Annotated in this window: 11 protein-coding genes; 6 read left to right on the forward strand and 5 right to left on the reverse strand. The window is 72.7% G+C overall.

Going from position 1 to position 15,898, the window contains the following annotated elements; translation table 11 throughout:
- Positions 1–253 precede the first annotated feature (253 nt).
- The gene (locus AC069X_RS11085) at positions 254–3,517 is read right to left on the reverse strand and encodes a S41 family peptidase (RefSeq protein ID WP_478727322.1); all 3,264 of its coding nucleotides are present in this window, start codon (positions 3,515–3,517) and stop codon (positions 254–256) included.
- A 230-nt stretch (positions 3,518–3,747) separates the two neighbouring features.
- Between AC069X_RS11085 and AC069X_RS11090 the strand changes: the two genes are divergently transcribed.
- Together AC069X_RS11090 and AC069X_RS11095 are read left to right on the forward strand one after the other, a co-directional pair.
- On the forward strand, positions 3,748–4,326 hold the full coding sequence (locus tag AC069X_RS11090; RefSeq protein ID WP_478727596.1) for a TetR/AcrR family transcriptional regulator: 579 nt from the start codon (positions 3,748–3,750) through the stop codon (positions 4,324–4,326).
- A 465-nt stretch (positions 4,327–4,791) separates the two neighbouring features.
- Complete coding sequence (locus tag AC069X_RS11095) at positions 4,792–6,927, forward strand: MMPL family transporter (protein WP_478727324.1); 2,136 nt, start codon at positions 4,792–4,794, stop codon at positions 6,925–6,927.
- A gap of 222 nt (positions 6,928–7,149) precedes the next feature.
- Here the strand turns inward: AC069X_RS11095 and AC069X_RS11100 are convergent, their stop codons facing one another.
- Positions 7,150–7,611: an SsgA family sporulation/cell division regulator gene (locus AC069X_RS11100; RefSeq protein WP_478727325.1), complete on the reverse strand. Its 462-nt coding sequence runs from the start codon at positions 7,609–7,611 to the stop codon at positions 7,150–7,152.
- 177 nt (positions 7,612–7,788) lie between these two features.
- Here AC069X_RS11100 and AC069X_RS11105 point away from each other — a divergent pair, with 177 nt between their 5' ends.
- From AC069X_RS11105 to AC069X_RS11120, 4 genes are read left to right on the forward strand one after another with little or no spacing between them, the layout of a single operon-like run.
- Positions 7,789–8,850 (forward strand): energy-coupling factor ABC transporter permease, encoded by a 1,062-nt coding sequence (locus tag AC069X_RS11105; protein WP_478727327.1) that lies wholly within the window; start codon positions 7,789–7,791, stop codon positions 8,848–8,850.
- A gap of 1 nt (position 8,851) precedes the next feature.
- Positions 8,852–9,613: a cobalt ECF transporter T component CbiQ gene (gene cbiQ / locus AC069X_RS11110; protein ID WP_478727328.1), complete on the forward strand. Its 762-nt coding sequence runs from the start codon at positions 8,852–8,854 to the stop codon at positions 9,611–9,613.
- The gene (locus AC069X_RS11115) at positions 9,601–10,428 is read left to right on the forward strand and encodes an energy-coupling factor ABC transporter ATP-binding protein (RefSeq protein WP_478727330.1); all 828 of its coding nucleotides are present in this window, start codon (positions 9,601–9,603) and stop codon (positions 10,426–10,428) included. The genes cbiQ and AC069X_RS11115 overlap by 13 nt, the downstream gene beginning before the upstream one ends.
- Before the next feature lie 37 nt (positions 10,429–10,465).
- Complete coding sequence (locus tag AC069X_RS11120; protein ID WP_478727332.1) at positions 10,466–11,629, forward strand: serine hydrolase domain-containing protein; 1,164 nt, start codon at positions 10,466–10,468, stop codon at positions 11,627–11,629.
- 49 nt (positions 11,630–11,678) lie between these two features.
- Here AC069X_RS11120 and AC069X_RS11125 read toward each other — a convergent pair whose 3' ends face one another.
- The 3 genes from AC069X_RS11125 to AC069X_RS11135 form a co-directional block, all read right to left on the reverse strand.
- Positions 11,679–12,158, reverse strand: coding sequence for a YbaK/EbsC family protein (locus tag AC069X_RS11125; protein ID WP_478727334.1), 480 nt, complete (start codon positions 12,156–12,158; stop codon positions 11,679–11,681).
- Between the two features lie 193 nt (positions 12,159–12,351).
- Positions 12,352–13,995, reverse strand: a complete 1,644-nt coding sequence (locus AC069X_RS11130) for a penicillin-binding transpeptidase domain-containing protein (RefSeq protein ID WP_478727336.1) — start codon at positions 13,993–13,995, stop codon at positions 12,352–12,354.
- A gap of 80 nt (positions 13,996–14,075) precedes the next feature.
- Positions 14,076–15,842, reverse strand: coding sequence for a dolichyl-phosphate-mannose--protein mannosyltransferase (locus AC069X_RS11135; protein WP_478727338.1), 1,767 nt, complete (start codon positions 15,840–15,842; stop codon positions 14,076–14,078).
- Positions 15,843–15,898: the final 56 nt, after the last annotated feature.

The raw sequence follows: 15,898 nt of genomic DNA on the forward strand, positions 1-15,898 counted from the left end.
GTCCGGGACCCGCACCCGCACCCGCGTACGCGTCACGAGGCGCGCACCACGCACCACGCACCACGCACCACGAAGCACGCATCACCAAGCAGGCATCGTGAAGCACGAACCTTCGGGCCCGCCTGCTACCGGGCCCTGACAGACGGCGGGCGCCGACGCACACGGCGTCCGCGCACACAGCGCCTGGGGCGCGGTCCGTACCCAACGCGGTACGGACCGCGCCCCTCCTCCGTACCCGCGGCCCCCCCGCTTCCTACTCGCGCGGCGGGAGCTTCGGACGCCGCCGGTCCGGTACGTCGGTGTAGCCGGGCGGTACCGCGGCGGGGTCCTGCTCCAGCAGCTCCAGCGCCAGGTGCACGGCGTCGTCCAGTTGCGCGTGCCGCCCCTCCGCCCAGTCGAGCGGGGTGCGCAGGATCGCGAGGTCCGGTTCCACGCCGTGGTTCTCCACCGACCAGCCGTACTCGGGGAACCATGCGGCGTTCATCGGAACGGTGATCACCGTCCCGTCGCCCAGGGTGTGCCGGCCGGTCATGCCGACGACCCCGCCCCAGGTGCGCTGGCCCACCACCGGGCCCAGCCCCAGCAGCTTGAACGCGGCGGTGATCATGTCCCCGTCGGAGGAGGTCGCCTCGTCGGCCAGCGCCACGATCGGGCCGCGGGGCGCGTTGGACGCGTACGAGACCGGCTGCGCGTTGCGCGTCAGGTCCCAGCCGAGGATCGAACGGGTGAGTTTCTCCACGACGAGTTCACTGATGTGCCCGCCCGCGTTGCCGCGTACGTCCACGATCAGGGCGGGCCGGGACATCTCCATGCGCAGGTCGCGGTTGAACTGTGCCCAGCCCGAGCCGCCCATGTCCGGGATGTGCAGGTAGCCGCAGCGCCCGCCGCTGACCTCCCGGACGACGGCCCGGCGCTTGGACACCCAGTCCTGGTAGCGCAGCGGGCGTTCGTCGATCAGCGGGACGACGGCCACCCGCCGGGCCCGGCCCTCGCCCTCGGCGGGCTGGAAGGTGAGCTCGACGGTGGTGCCGCCGGCCGCCGACAGCAGCGGGTACGGGCCGCTGACCGGGTCGACGGGCCGGCCGTCCACGTGGGTGAGGACCGCGCCCTCGCGGATGCCGGTGCCCGCGAGCGGGGAGCGGGCCTTGGAGTCGGAGGACTCGCCGGGCAGGATCCGCTTGACCACCCAGCCCTCCTCGCGGTGCACGAGGTTGGCGCCGAGCAGCCCGATGGCCCGCTGGTAGTGGGGCGGTCCTTCGTTGCGGCGGGCGGGGGAGACGTACGCGTGGGAGGTGCCGAGTTCGCCGAGCACCTCGCGCAGCAGGTCCGCGAACTCGTCCGGGGAGGCGACGCGTTCGACGAGGGGCCGGTACTGGCGCAGTACGCCTTCCCAGTCGATGCCGCACATCTTCGGTTCCCAGAAGTACGCCTGGATGAGCCGGCCTGCCTCCTCGAAGGCCTGGCGCCACTCGGCCGCCGGGTCCACCTCGTGCAGGATGCGCCGCAGGTCGAGGTAGACGGTGGAGTCGCCGTCACCCGATTCGGTGGCCGGCACGGCGCGGAGGTCACCGTCGTCGTTGACGACGAGCCGGGTCCCGTCGCCGCTGACCGCGAACCAGTCCAGCCCGGAGGCCAGTTCGCTCTTGCGGGCCTTCGTCATGTCGAAGTGCTCCAGCGTCGGCTTGCCGCTGGTGTCGGCGGGGTTGGCGAACGTCTCGCCGAGCGCGCCGGAGATGGGCCAGCGCAGCCAGACCAGTCCGCCCCCGTGGACCGGGTGGAGGGCCGAGTACTTCGACGCGGCGACGGGGAAGGGCGTGACCCGGCTCTCCAGGCCCTCCACCTCCACGGTGACGGTGCCGTCGCCCTCGCCGGACTCGCCCTCGACGGGGTCGAGTCCGCCCGCCGCGGGCCGGCCGTCGGGGGAGAACGCGAAGGGGGAGGGGGTGGCCGAGGAGAGCGGCACCAGGTACGGGCGGCAGCCCAGCGGGAAGGACAGGTCGCCGGTGTGGACGTCGTACACGGGGTCGAACCCGCGCCACGAGAGGAAGGCGAGGTAGCGGCCGTCCCGTGTGAAGACCGGGTTCTCGTCCTCGAAGCGGCCGTTGGTGACGTCGACGACGACGCGCCCGCCGGGTCCGGAGATCTTCGCCATCTTGATCTGCCGCAGGGAGCGCCCGATGCCCGGGTGCGACCAGGTCAGCCAGCAGCCGTCGGGGGAGAAGGCGAGGTCGGTGACGGGCCCGTTGATGGACCGGATGAGTTCGGTGACCTCGCCGTTGGACTCCTCGGTCGCGTCGAGCAGCAGCAGCCGCCCGTCGTGGGAGGCGATGGCGAGCCGCTCCCCGGCGGGGTCGGACAGCAGTTCCGTGACGCGGCCCAGCTCGCCCGAGGCCAGCCGGCGCGGCTCGCGGTCGCCGGAGGCGCGCGGGAGGTAGGCGATCTCGATCGCGTCCTCGCCCTCGGCGTCGGTGACGTAGGCGACCTGCCCGCCGCTGCCGAGCATCTCGGGCAGCCGGACCCGTACGCCGGGGGTGTCGGCGATGGTGCGGGCGGGGCCGTCGCGGTGGGTGAGCCAGTACAGGCTGCCGCGCACGACGACGGCGCTGGCCCGGCCGGTGGTGTCGACGGACAGCGAGTCGACGTTGCTGGCGGCCGGCACCTGGTACGTACGCCGCCCCGCGCGCGGGCCGCCGAGGCGGACCGGCAGCTTGCGCGGCGAGGCGCCCTCGGCGAGGGAGTCCACGAGCCAGATGTCGCCGGCGCACTGGTAGACCACCCGGGAGCCGTCGCTGGAGGCGTGCCGGGCGTAGAACTCGTCGTGGTCGGTGTGGCGCCGCAGTCCGGTGCCGTCGGGCAGGCAGGAGTAGAGGTTGCCGATGCCCTCGTGGTCGGAGAGGAAGGCGATCCGGCCGTCCACGAACATCGGCGATTCGAGGTGTCCCTCGATGTCCTCCAGGAGCCGCTGCCCGTGCAGCCACAGCCGGCCGGTGGCGCCGCCGCGGTAGCGCTTCCAGGCGGCGGGCTCGTGCGGGGGTTTGCCGGTCAGCAGCAGGCTGCGGTGTTCGCCGTCGGTGTCGGCGACCTGGATGTCGGAGACCGGTCCCCAGGGGAGCCGGCCGCCGGGGCTGCCGTCGGTCGGCAGCTTGTACGCCCAGGAGTAGTAGGAGAAGGGCTGCCCGTGCGAGGAGACGGCCAGGATGTTGCCGTCCGGGTCCCAGCCGCAGACCCGGGTGTCGGTGGAGCCCCAGTGGCTGAGCCGGCGGGCCGGGCCGCCGTCGACGGGGGCGAGGTGGATCTCGGGGTCGAGGCTGCGCCAGGTGGTGAAGGCGATGTGGCGTCCGTCGGGGGAGAAGCGCGGGTGGCCGACCCGGGTGCGGTCGACGGTGATGCGCCAGGCCCGGCCGGGGGTCTGGCCCTCGGGGACGAGGGGGGCGACCCAGAGATCGTCTTCGGTGGCGAAACACAGCAGGTCGTCGTGCAGGTGCGGGAACCGGAGGTACGCGACGTCGTGACTCACCCCCCAATGCTTTCCGTGCCAGGGGGGCGCGGCAACTCGTACAGGTGACCGTGGGCGCCCCTCGGGGGTGATGCGCGCTCGCTCCCGGGCGTGACCCACACCACGCCGTCAGCGAAACGGAACGGTTTCGTTTCGTTAGGGGTTGGGGGTACCCTCTGAAGAGTACGGAACCGTTTCGTTCGGAGTCGGAGGTGGTCGTTGTGAAGACGGGTTGCCGCGTGACCGACGTCATGTCGGCCCGGCGCAGCCGGATCACCCCCGAGCGGGAGGCCGAGCTCCACGGAGCGGTCCTCGACCTCCTGCGGGAGGTCGGGTACGAGGCGCTGACCATGGACGCGGTCGCCGCCCGTACGAAGTCCAGCAAGGCCACCCTCTACCGCCAGTGGGGGAGCAAGCCGGAGCTGGTCGCCAAGGCCCTGCGGTGTACCCAGCCGGTCTCCCTCCGGGAGATCGACACGGGGACCCTGCGCGGGGACTTCGCGCAGATGGTCGAGTGCTCGGACGACGCGCAGATGGCCAAGGACACCGCGCTGATGCGGGGCCTGGCCCATGCCGTCCACGAGAGCCCGGAACTGCACCGGGCGCTGCGCGACCTGCTGGTGGACCCGGAGATCAACGGTCTCCAGGTGATGCTCCGGCGCGCCGTCGAGCGGGGCGAGATCCGGCCGGACTGCCCGGCGCTGGACTTCGTACCGCACATGCTCATCGGGGCGTTCATCGCGCTGCCGCTGATCGAGGACCGGTCCGTCGACCGGGAATTCCTCGGCCAGTTCATCGACGCCGTGGTCTTCCCCGCCCTCGGCGTCTGACGTCCCGTCCGCCTGTCCGTCCTGCCCGTCCGCCCGTCCGCCCTGCCCGTTCCACCCGGGTACTTCGCCGCACGTCACCACCTCCCCGGGAGCGCGGCTCCGCGAAGTACAGCTCCCCAGAAGTACAGAACGTCCTTCCTGCTGCTCCTGACACGCCGCTCTCGTCGTCGGGCCGGCTCCTCACGCCCTGATCCGTCCCGGATCCATCCCACGACCTGAAACGGGAGAACCACGACGTGGCCACCTTCCTCTACCGGCTCGGGCGCGGGGCCTTCCGGCGCCGCGGCCTGGTCGCCCCCCCCTGGGTGGCGCTGCTCGTTGCCGCGGGGTTCTGCGCCACGACAGCCTCCGCGCCCCCCCCCCCCCCTCGCCCCCCTCCCCCCCCCCCCCCCCCCCCCCCCCCCCCCCCCCCCCCCCCCTGTCCCCCCCCCCCCCCCCCCCCGCGGCCTGGTCGCCCTCATATGGGTGGCGCTGCTCGTCGCCGCGGGCTTCGGCGCCGCGACGGCCTCCGCGCCCACCTCCGGCTCGTTCTCGATACCCGGCACGGAGGCCCAGAAGGCCTTCGACCTGCTGGACGAGAAGTTCCCGGGCATGTCCGCCGACGGCGCGACCGCCCGCATCGTCATCAAGGCGCCGGCCGGCGCCAAGGTCACCGACCCCGGCCCCAAGGCCGAGGTCGAGAAGCTGATCTCCGGCCTGAAGAGCGGCGAGGGCGCCGCCCAGATCGCCACCGTCGACGACCCGTACCAGACGAAGGCGGTGAGCCAGGACGGCTCCGTCACCTACGTCAGCGTGAAGTACAAGGTCAGCGGCATGGAGCTGAAGGACGAGACCCGCGAGGCGCTGAAGGAGTCGGGCCACGGCGCCCAGGAGGCCGGCCTCCAGGTGGAGATCGGCGGCGACGCGCTGATGGAGGCCCCCGAGACCGGTTCCGGTGAGGCCATCGGCATCCTGGTCGCCGGCATCGTCCTCGTCATCACCTTCGGCTCGCTGGTCGCCGCCGGGCTGCCGCTGCTGACCGCGCTGATCGGCGTCGGCATCGGCGTCTCCTCGATCACCGCCCTCGCCAACGTGCTGGACCTCGGCTCCACCACCTCCACCCTCGCGATGATGATCGGCCTCGCGGTCGGCATCGACTATGCCCTCTTCATCGTCTCCCGCTACCGAGTGGAGCTCGCCGAGGGCCGTGAGCGCGACGAGGCCGCCGGCCGCGCCGCCGGAACCGCCGGCTCCGCCGTTGTCTTCGCCGGTCTGACGGTCGTCATCGCCCTGGTGGGCCTGGCCGTCGTCAACATCCCGATGCTGACGAAGATGGGTGTCGCCGCCGCCGCGACGGTCGTCATCGCGGTGCTCGTCGCCCTGACGCTGGTCCCGGCGATCCTCGGCTTCGCGGGCAAGCGGGTGCTGCCGGCCGGCCGGCGGAGCAAGCTGTTCGGCAAGGGCCTCCCGGCCGATGCTGAACCCAAGGCCAACGGCGGGACGCGCTGGGCGCGCTTCGTGCTGCGCCGCCCGGTCGTGGTGCTGCTGGCCGGTGTGATCGGCCTCGGCGTCATCGCACTGCCCGCGAGCAAGCTGGAGATGGGCCTGCCGGACGACGGCTCGAAGCCGGTCTCCACCAGCCAGCGCAAGGCGTACGACATGCTGTCCGAGGGCTTCGGCCCCGGCTTCAACGGCCCGCTGATGGTCGTCGTCGACGGCGACAAGGCGCTGGCCGACCGCACCGCCGACCGGATCAAGGGGCTGGACGGGGTGGCGGCCGTGATGCCTCCGCTCCAGAACGAGGCCAAGGACGCCGCGATCGTCAGCGTCATCCCGAAGGACCGGCCGTCCTCCACGGAGACCGAGGACCTGGTCCACTCGATCCGCGAGGGCAACGGCAAGGACGTGTTCGTCAGCGGCCAGACCGCGATGAACATCGACTTCTCGCAGAAGATGAACGACGCGCTGCTGCCCTACCTGGCGCTGGTCGTGGGTCTCGCGTTCCTGCTGCTGATGCTGGTCTTCCGCTCGATCCTGGTCCCGCTCAAGGCGGCGCTCGGCTTCCTGCTGTCGGTCGTCGCGGCCCTCGGCGCGGTCGTCGCGGTGTTCCAGTGGGGCTGGCTCGGCTCCCTCTTCGGGGTGGAGCAGACCGGTCCGATCATGTCGATGATGCCGATCTTCATGGTGGGCGTGGTCTTCGGCCTGGCGATGGACTATGAGGTCTTCCTGGTCACCCGGATGCGGGAGGCGTACGTCCACGGCGAGCGCCCGGGGCAGGCCGTGGTGACCGGCTTCCAGTACAGCGCTCGAGTGGTCGTGGCGGCCGCGGTCATCATGATCGCCGTCTTCTCCGGCTTCCTCGGCGCCAGCGACTCGATGGTCAAGATGATCGGCTTCGGGCTGGCGGTCGCGGTCCTCTTCGACGCGTTCGTGGTGCGCATGGCCATCGTCCCGGCGGTGCTGGCGCTGCTCGGCCACAAGGCCTGGTGGCTGCCGAAGTGGCTGGACCGGATCCTGCCCAACGTGGACGTGGAGGGCGAGAGCCTGCGCAAGCACCTCGGCGACTCCGAGGCCGGCTCGCCGGAGGACCCCGACAAGCAGCGCGAGCTCGTCAACGCCTGAGGCGGCGCGTCGGCGGCCCAGGCGAATCCCGGGCCGTGACGGTTGAACGGTGTTGAAGGCGGCACTTGAACGGTGTTCAGGTGCCGCCCCGGTCGCGCCGTCCGGGTCAACTCCGGGCCCGGGAACTCACACCAGCCTCACGCTCGCCTCACGCCCGTCCCGCAAACGCCGAACGCCGGCCCCGCATCCGGAACCTCCGGGTGCGGGGCCGGTGGCGTTCCGCTACGCCGTCCGGGTGGCTGCGTACGTACGGCGCAGGAAGCGCCGCAGCGCGGCGCTGTCGAACTGGAGGACGGCGACTCCCTCGGGCGAGTGGAACTCGACGACCGCCTGGACGCGGCCGCAGGGCCAGACGCGTACGTCCCCGCTGCCGGACGGGGCGAGCAGGCCGGCCTCCAGGAGCGCGAGGGGGAAGACCCACTCGTTGTCGGTGTCCTCGGGGGACAGTTCCGCCGGGAAGACGACGCGTACGGCCAGCGGCTCGGCGGGGGTGAAGCGCAGCGCCACCGGAATGGCCCGGTAGAGGGGGTCGTCGGTGATCACGCGGGCGCGCACCCGCTCCTCGATGGCGGCGCCGGTGACAGTTCCCGCGGCGGCGCGGGTCGCGGTGCTGGTGGCGGTGGTGGCGCCGGCGGTCGCGGTCGTCCCCGCGGTCGCTGGTGGATTCTCGGCGGTGGCTGACATCGACAAGACTCCTCGAAATCGGAACATTTGCGTCCGTTTGTCCGTCCAGCCTCGCACATTCCCACGAAACCGCACGCATCTATTTGTGACCTGCCCGCTCTTGCCAACGGTTTGCAACTGGGCACTACTCTTGAACGGTTAAAGACTTGTGCGAGTAAGACGAAGCGGAGCTTCTCCATGCATGTGCCCGACGGATTCATCAACACACCCGTCTCGGTGGCCGCAGGAGTAGCGGCCGCCGCCGCTGTCGCGGTCAGCCTGCGCGGCGCCCGCCGCGAGCTCGACGAACGCACCGCCCCGCTGGCCGGGCTCGTCGCCGCCTTCATCTTCGCCGTCCAGATGCTGAACTTCCCCGTCGCCGCCGGCACCAGCGGCCACCTCCTCGGAGGTGCCCTCGCCGCGATACTCGTCGGCCCGTACACCGGTGTGCTGTGCGTGTCCGTCGTCCTGCTCATGCAGGGGATGCTCTTCGCCGACGGCGGCCTGACCGCCCTCGGCGTCAACGTCCTGGTCATGGGCGTGGTCACCGTCGTCGTCGCCTACGCCGTCTTCCGCGGGCTGCTCAAGCTGCTCCCCGCGGGCCGCCGCTCGGTCACCGCCGCCGCGTTCGCCGGCGCCCTGCTCTCCGTCCCCGCCTCGGCCGCCGCCTTCACCCTCCTCTACGCCGTCGGCGGCACCACCGACGTCCCGATCGGCAAGGTCCTGACCGCCATGGTCGGCGTCCACGTCCTCATCGGCATCGGCGAAGCCGCCATCACCGCCGCGACGGTCGGCGCCGTGATCGCCGTACGCCCCGACCTGGTGCACGGCGCCGGCCGGCTGGCCGCCCCGCTCAAGCTGCGCGTCGGCGGCGAGCTCGTCGACGCCCCCGCGCCCGCCGCCATCCCCGCGCCCGCCGCCGCCCGCTCCACCCGCGCGTTCTGGCTGACCGGCCTGGCCGCCGCCCTCGTCCTGGCCGGCTTCGTCTCCTTCTACGCCTCCGCCAGCCCCGACGGCCTGGAGAAGGTCGCCGCCGACAAGGGCATCGACACCAAGGTCGAGGAGCACGCCGCCGCCGGCTCCCCCCTCGCCGACTACAGCGTCAAGGACGTCGCCGACGCACGCCTGTCCGGCGGCCTCGCCGGCGTGATCGGCGTCGGCGCGACCGTCGCGGTCGGCACCGGAATCTTCTGGACCGTGCGCCGTCGCCGCGCCCAGGACCTGACCGCGGCCTCCACGGCCGCCCCGCCGGCCGGCTGACATGGGAGCGGGACACGCGCACAAGCTCTACCGGCACGGCCACTCACCCGTGCACGAGCTCCCGCCGCACTGCAAGATCGCCGCGGCGTTCGCGTTCGTGGTCGTCGTCGTGTCCACCCCGCGCGAGGCGATGTGGGCCTTCGCCGGGTACGCGGTCCTCGTCGCCGCCGTCGCGGCCGCGGCCCGGATTCCCGCGGGCTTCCTGCTGCGGCGGATGCTGATCGAGGTCCCGTTCGTCCTCTTCGCCGTGCTCATGCCCTTCGTGGCCCAGGGCGAACGGGTCGAGGTGCTCGGAACGTCCCTGAGCGTCTCCGGCCTCTGGGGCGCCTGGAACGTCCTGGCCAAGGGCACCCTCGGCGTGGCCGCCTCCGTGCTGCTCGCCTCCACCACCGAACTGCGCGCCCTGCTGCTGGGACTCCAGCGGCTGAAGCTGCCGCCGCTGCTGGTGCAGATCGCGTCCTTCATGATCCGGTACGGCGACGTCATCACCGACGAGCTGCGCCGCATGTCGATCGCCCGGCGCTCGCGCGGCTTCGAGGCGCGCGGGATCCGCCACTGGGGAGTGCTCGCCAAGACGGCCGGCGCCCTCTTCATCCGCTCCTACGAACGCGGCGAGCGGGTCTACCTCGCGATGGTCAGCCGCGGCTACGCCGGCTCCATGCCGGTGATCGACGACGTCACGGCCACCCGCGCCCAGTGGGCGTACGCGGCCGTGCTCCCGGTGACGGCGCTCGCCGTCTGTCTGATGGGATGGACGCTGTGACGCCCTCCTCCGCTACCCCCTCCGCTTCCGCTTCCCCCTCCGCCTCCTCCGCGGCTTCTTCCGCCGCGTCGCCCGTGCCCTCCCTGGAGGTGTCGGGGGTCGCGTACGCCTACCCCGACGGGCACCAGGCCCTCTTCGGGGTCGACCTGAGCGTCGGGCGCGGAGAACGCGTGGCGCTGCTCGGCCCCAACGGCGCGGGGAAGACCACCCTCGTACTGCACTTGAACGGCATTCTGGGCGGCGGACTCGGCTCGGTGGCCGTGGCCGGGCTGCCGGTGGAGAAGCGGAACCTCGCCGAGATCCGGCGCCGGGTCGGCATCGTCTTCCAGGACCCCGACGACCAGCTGTTCATGCCGACCGTACGGGAGGACGTGGCCTTCGGCCCGGCCGCGGCCGGCCTGCGCGGCGCGGAACTGGAGGAACGCGTCCGCGAGGCGCTCGAACAGGTCGGCATGGCCGGCTTCGCCGACCGGCCCCCGCACCACCTGTCCTTCGGGCAGCGCCGCCGCGTGGCGGTGGCGACCGTACTGGCGATGCGGCCGGAGATCCTCGTCCTGGACGAGCCCTCCTCCAACCTGGACCCGGCCTCGCGCCGCGAGCTCGCCGACATCCTGCGCTCGCTGGACGTCACGGTGCTGATGGTGACGCACGACCTGCCGTACGCGCTGGAGCTCTGCCCCCGCTCGGTGATCCTGAGCGACGGCGTGATCGCCGCCGACGGGCGCACGCGGGACCTGCTCTGCGACGACGCGCTGATGCGGCAGCACCGGCTGGAGCTGCCGTTCGGCTTCGACCCGCGCTCGGTGGCGGCATAAGCGGCATAAGCGGAGGCCGGCGGTTGTTGGCCTGCTCGTGAACATCCAGGGTGTGGTGACCGAGGGCTTCGAGCCCGTCAGAGACGCCTTCGCGCGCAACTTCGAGGTCCTCGGCGACCGGGGCGCGGCCGTGGCCGTGTACCGGGACGGCCGCAAGGTCGTCGACCTGTGGGGCGGCACGAAGGACGCCGACGGCGACGCCGCCGGACCCTGGACCGAGGACACCGCGACCATCGTGCGCTCCGCCACCAAGGGCGTGGCCGCCGCCGTTCCCCTGCTGCTGCACCAGCGCGGACTGCTGGACCTGGACGCGCCGGTCGGCTCGTACTGGCCGGAGTTCAAGGCGGGCGGCAAGGAGAAGGCGCTCGTACGCCACCTCCTCGCCCACCAGGCCGCGGTTCCGGCACTGGACCACGGCCTCGCGATGGCGCAGGCGGCCGACGGGGTGAGCGGGGCGCGCGCGGTCGCCGCGCAGCAGGCCTTCTGGGAGCCCGGCACCGCGCACGGCTACCACGCCCAGACCTTCAGCTGGCTGGTCTCCGAACTGGTGCTGCGGGCGACGGGCCGTACCGTCGGCGGGATCCTGGCCGAGGAGATAGCCGAGCCGCTGGGACTGGACTTCTGGATCGGCCTGCCCGAGGACGAGGCGCACCGGGTGGGCCGGGTGGCGCCGGTCGAGCCGCCGCCGAGCGCGGGACTGCTGAAGACCCGCCCGAGGCGGAACGTTTCCGAAGCGTACGCGGACCCGGACTCCCTCACCCGGCGCGCCTTCGCCGCCATCGACCCCCTCCCCGACGAGAACGACCCCGTCTACCAGGCGGCCGAGCTCCCCGGTTCCGCCGGCATCGGCACGGCGCGCGCCCTGGCCCGCTTCTACGCGGCGACCATCGGCGTGGTGGAGGACGGGGCGCGGATCTTCACCCCCGCCACCACCGGGCTGGCCGGCACGGAGTTCGCGTCCGGGCCGGACCGGGTGCTCGTGGTGAACACGCGCTTCGGCCCGGGTTACATGCTGCACGGGCCGGCGTCCCCGCTGCTGTCCCCGGCCTCCTTCGGTCATCCGGGGCGCGGCGGATCCCTGGCCTTCGCGGACCCGGAGGCGGGCATCGGCTTCGGCTACGTCACCAACGCGCACGCCAAGTCCGTCACCGCCGACCCGCGGGCGCAGGCCCTGGTGCGGGCGCTGCGCTCCTGCCTCTGACGCGGTCCGGGCGCGGATGTCGGCCGCGGCCCCGGGGCCGCCGTGGCTGTCAGGCGCTTTCGCGTACGTCGGCCAGCGCGGCCGAGGCGTGCCGGATCAGCTCCCGCGGGGCCATGGGGAACACCGTGTGCGGGGTGCCGGCCGCCGCCCAGACCACGTCGTGCTCCAGGAGCGAGCGGTCGGCCAGTACCCGGGTGCGGGTGCGATGGCCGAAGGGCGGGACGCCGCCGATGGCGTAGCCGGTGGTCTCGCGGACCAGCGCGGCGTCGGCGCGGGTGACTTTCGCGGCGCCGAGTTGACGCCGCACCGCTTCGACGTCGACGCGTGAGGCGCCGTCCATGAGCACCAGCACCGGGACGCCGTCCGCCGCGAAGATCAGCGACTTCACGATCTGGCTGAGCTCGCAGCCGATCGCGGCGGCGGCGTCGGCGGCCGTGCGGGTCCCTTCGGGGAAGGCGCGGACGTCGAGGTCGAGGCCCAGTTCGGTGAGGGCCTGGGCGAACAGGGGGTGCGGGGTGGTGGTCGTCATGGCGGGACGCTAGCGCCGCGGGCGTGCCGGAGGCGAGGCGTTTTGGGCCGGTCCGGTCCGGCCCTGTGTCTCGGACCGGCCCCGCCGCCCGGCCCGGCCGCGGGCTTCGGTGCCGGCCCGGCGGGGCCGGCCCAGACCGGCCGGCACCCGGTCCCCGCCGCAGCAGCCCCCGACCGCGCCTGCCCCGCCCGCGTCAGGAGGCGTTCAGCACGCTCGCGACGATGGGGCCCGCCGCGTCGCCGCCGTGGCCGCCGCCCTCGACCATCGCGGCCGCCGCCACATCGCCCCGGAAGCCCGTGAACCAGCTGTCCGGGGCCGCGGCGCCGTCCACCTCCGCCGAGCCGGTCTTCGCGCCCTTGTCGGAGCCGCCGACCGAGGCCATGGCGCCCGCCGCGGTGCCGCCCGGGGCGGCGGCCTGCTTCATCATCCGCACCAGCTGCGCCGACACGCCGGCCGTCAGCGAGCGCGGGGTGGCGGCCAGGGGGCGGCCGTCCAGCGAGGCCTTGACCAGCACCGGCTGCCGGAACACCCCGGTGCGGGCGGTCGCGGTGATGGAGGCGACGTTCAGGGGGTTCATCTGGATGGCGCCCTGGCCGATGTACTCCGCGGCCGCCGCGGGACCGGACGTCACCGGCACGCTTCCGTCCTGGGACGGGATGCCGGTCTTCCAGTCCAGCCCGATCCCGAAGGCCTCCCGCGCCACCCTCGGCAGCGCGCCGTTGTCGCCCACCTCGTCGATCAGGCCGATGAAGGCGGTGTTGCAGGACCGGGCGAAGCTCGTCGAGAACGGCTGCCCCTTCAGTGAGAAGTGGTCCAGGTTGTGGAAGACCTTGCCGTCCCACGAGACGGTCTGCGGGCAGTCCGCCGGGCGGTCCGCCGCCACCAGGCCCTTCTCCAGCAGCATCGCCGCCGTCACGATCTTCATCGTCGAGCCGGGTGCACGCCGGCCCTGCATCGCCGCGTTGAAGCCGTCCCTGCGGTGGTTGGCCACCGCCAGGATGTCGCCGGTGCTCGGCTGGACCGCGACGACCGAGGCCTCGGGGTGCCGCGCCACGGCCTTCTCCGCCGCCGCCTGCACTTCGGCGTCCAGCACGGTCTGGATCTGCCCCGGCTTGCCCTCCGCCAGTGTCAGCAGGCTACGGCGCGGCGCGTCCTGGGAGGCGGGCTCGATCCACAGCTCGGCGCCGGGCGTGCCGCCCGTCTTCTCCCCGTACGTCTTGCGCAGGGAGTCCAGTACCGGCCGCAGCGACGGGTACTGCTCGGGCGTCAGCTCCTTGCCGTTGCGGTCGACCGCCTTGACCGGCGGGCTCGCCGGGGTGCCGGCGCGCAGCTTCTCGTCCTTCTGGAGCTGCGGGTGGATCACGGAGGGCTGCCAGTCGACGAGCGGCTTGCCGGTGCTGACGCCCCGCACGACCGTCAGCCGGGAGTCGTAGACGAGGGGCTTGGCCGTGCCCCCGTAGCTGACCTCGGCCTCGACCTTGAACGGCACGCCGGTGCCGTCGGGCGTGCCGGGGGTGATGACGGCCTTGGACACCATCGCCTTGGCCTTGTAGTCCGCGACGGCGGCCTGCGCGGCTTGAACATTGTTCGTGAGCTCGGCGGCCGTGCGGTCGTCACCGGCCGCCCACGCGGCGAGGAAGGCCCGCGCGGTGGCCGCCGCCTCCTTGTCGGTGACGGGCCCGCTCGTCTTCCCGGCGGGCGACGCGCTGCTCGTCGTACCGCCGCCCGCGTCGCTGCCGCCGCTGTCCCCGACCAGGGTGTACACCCCGTACGCGGTGCCGCCGACCATCGCGAGGAACACCCCGCCGACGATGGCACCCTTCGCCGCCCCGTTCACTGCGTCCCCTCCCCAGGAGCACCCGTTCTCTGAACATGTTCAAAGAACCTGTGGCAGGGACTTTACCTCTCGGTAACGGCTCAGATCCACGTATCCAGCCACATCCGGCCACGCCACGAGTCCATCGGCAGGGTCTGGCCCGTGTAGATCGGCCAGAAATAGATGAAGTTCCAGATGATGAGGAGGACGAGGACGCCCGCCCCGATCGCACCCACCGCCCGCCGGCGCTCCGACGAACCGGCCGGCCCCAGCATCGCACCGGCCATCATCGCCACCGCCAGACACAGGTACGGGACGAAGACCACCGCGTAGAAGTAGAAGATGGTCCGCTCCTGGTAGTTGAACCAGGGCAGCAGACCGGCGCCCAGCGCGCACGCGATCGCGCCCGCCCGCCAGTCGCGGCGGAAGAACCACCGCCACAGCACGTACAGCAGCGCGAAGCAGCCCGCCCACCACAGCAGCGGCGTGCCGAGGGCCAGCACCTCGCGCGCGCACTTGCCGGCCTCGGACGCCGGGCAGCCGTCGGTGCCGGGCGCGGGGGACTCGTAGAAGTAGGAGACGGGCCGGCCCAGGACCAGCCAGCTCCACGGGTTCGACTCGTAGGTGTGGCCGGAGGTCAGGCCCACGTGGAACTTGTAGACCTCCGTCTCGTAGTGCCACAGGCTGCGCAGCCACTCGGGGAGGAAGGACAGCGCGCTGTCCTGGTCGTTCTTGGCGGCCCAGTCGCGGAAGTAGCCGCCCTTGCCGTTGTCCGGGCTGAGGATCCAGCCCGCCCAGGAGGTCACGTACACGGCGATCGCGACCGGGACCGTCGACAGGAAGGCGGGCAGTGCGTCGCGGCGGAGCATCGCCGCGTACGGGGCACCCGCGCCGGCGGTGCGGCGCGCGGCCGCGTCCCACAGCACGGTGAGGATCCCGAAGAACGCCAGTACGACGAGGCCGTTCCACTTGGTGCCGAAGGCCAGGCCCAGACAGACGCCGGCCAGCAGCCGGTACGGCCGCCAGCCCAGCCGCAGCGTCTCGGCGACCGTCACGTCGGGATGGGCGCGCCCCTCCCCGTCGACCGGCAGCGCCGCGGCGAGCCGTGCCCGCGCCTTGTCCCGGTCGATGACCAGCGCCCCGAAGGCCGCCAGGACGAAGAACATCAGCACCAGATCGAGCAGCGCGGTCCGGCTCATCACCAGGTGCAGCCCGTCGACGGCCAGCAGCGCGCCCGCCAGGCAGCCGAGGAAGGTGGAGCGGAACAGCCGCCGGCCGATGCGGCACACCATCAGCACCGACAGGGTGCCGAGCACCGCCGTCATGAACCGCCAGCCGAAGGGGGTGAAGCCGAACATCCACTCGCCGAGCCCGATCACCCATTTGCCGACGGGCGGGTGCACGACGTAACCCGGGTCGAGGGGGAGCGGTACCGCGTCGGGATTCGACAGAATCGACTTGTCGACATCCTTGGGCCAGCTGGCTTCGTAGCCCTGCTTGATGGTGGCCCACGCGTCCTTCGCGTAGTACGTCTCGTCGAATATCACCGCCTTGGGGCTGCCCAGGTGCGTGAACCGCAGCACCCCCGCCACCAGCGTGATCAGCAGCGGACCCGCCCAGGCCATCACCCGCTGCCAGGTCCGCCGGCTCGCCTCGGGGATCCCGAGCGCCGTCCACAGGTGTGCGGACGGACGCGCGTACGGGGGCACGAGGCGGGTGCGGACATCGGTCACCGGCGCGGCCGGCGCGTAGCCGAACCCGCGCAGGCGGCGCAGCCACACGGGCGGCTCGTAGTCGGAGTCGCCTCCGCCCGGCCGGACGGGCGGGGCCCCCGCGGGGCTGGGCGGCGGCGTCGCGGTACTGGTCACCGGGTCATCGTAGGGAACGCCCCTGTGCGAGCCCCAGTCCCCACGAGCCCCAATGA

The organism is Streptomyces sp. NPDC043896 (assembly GCF_056435605.1).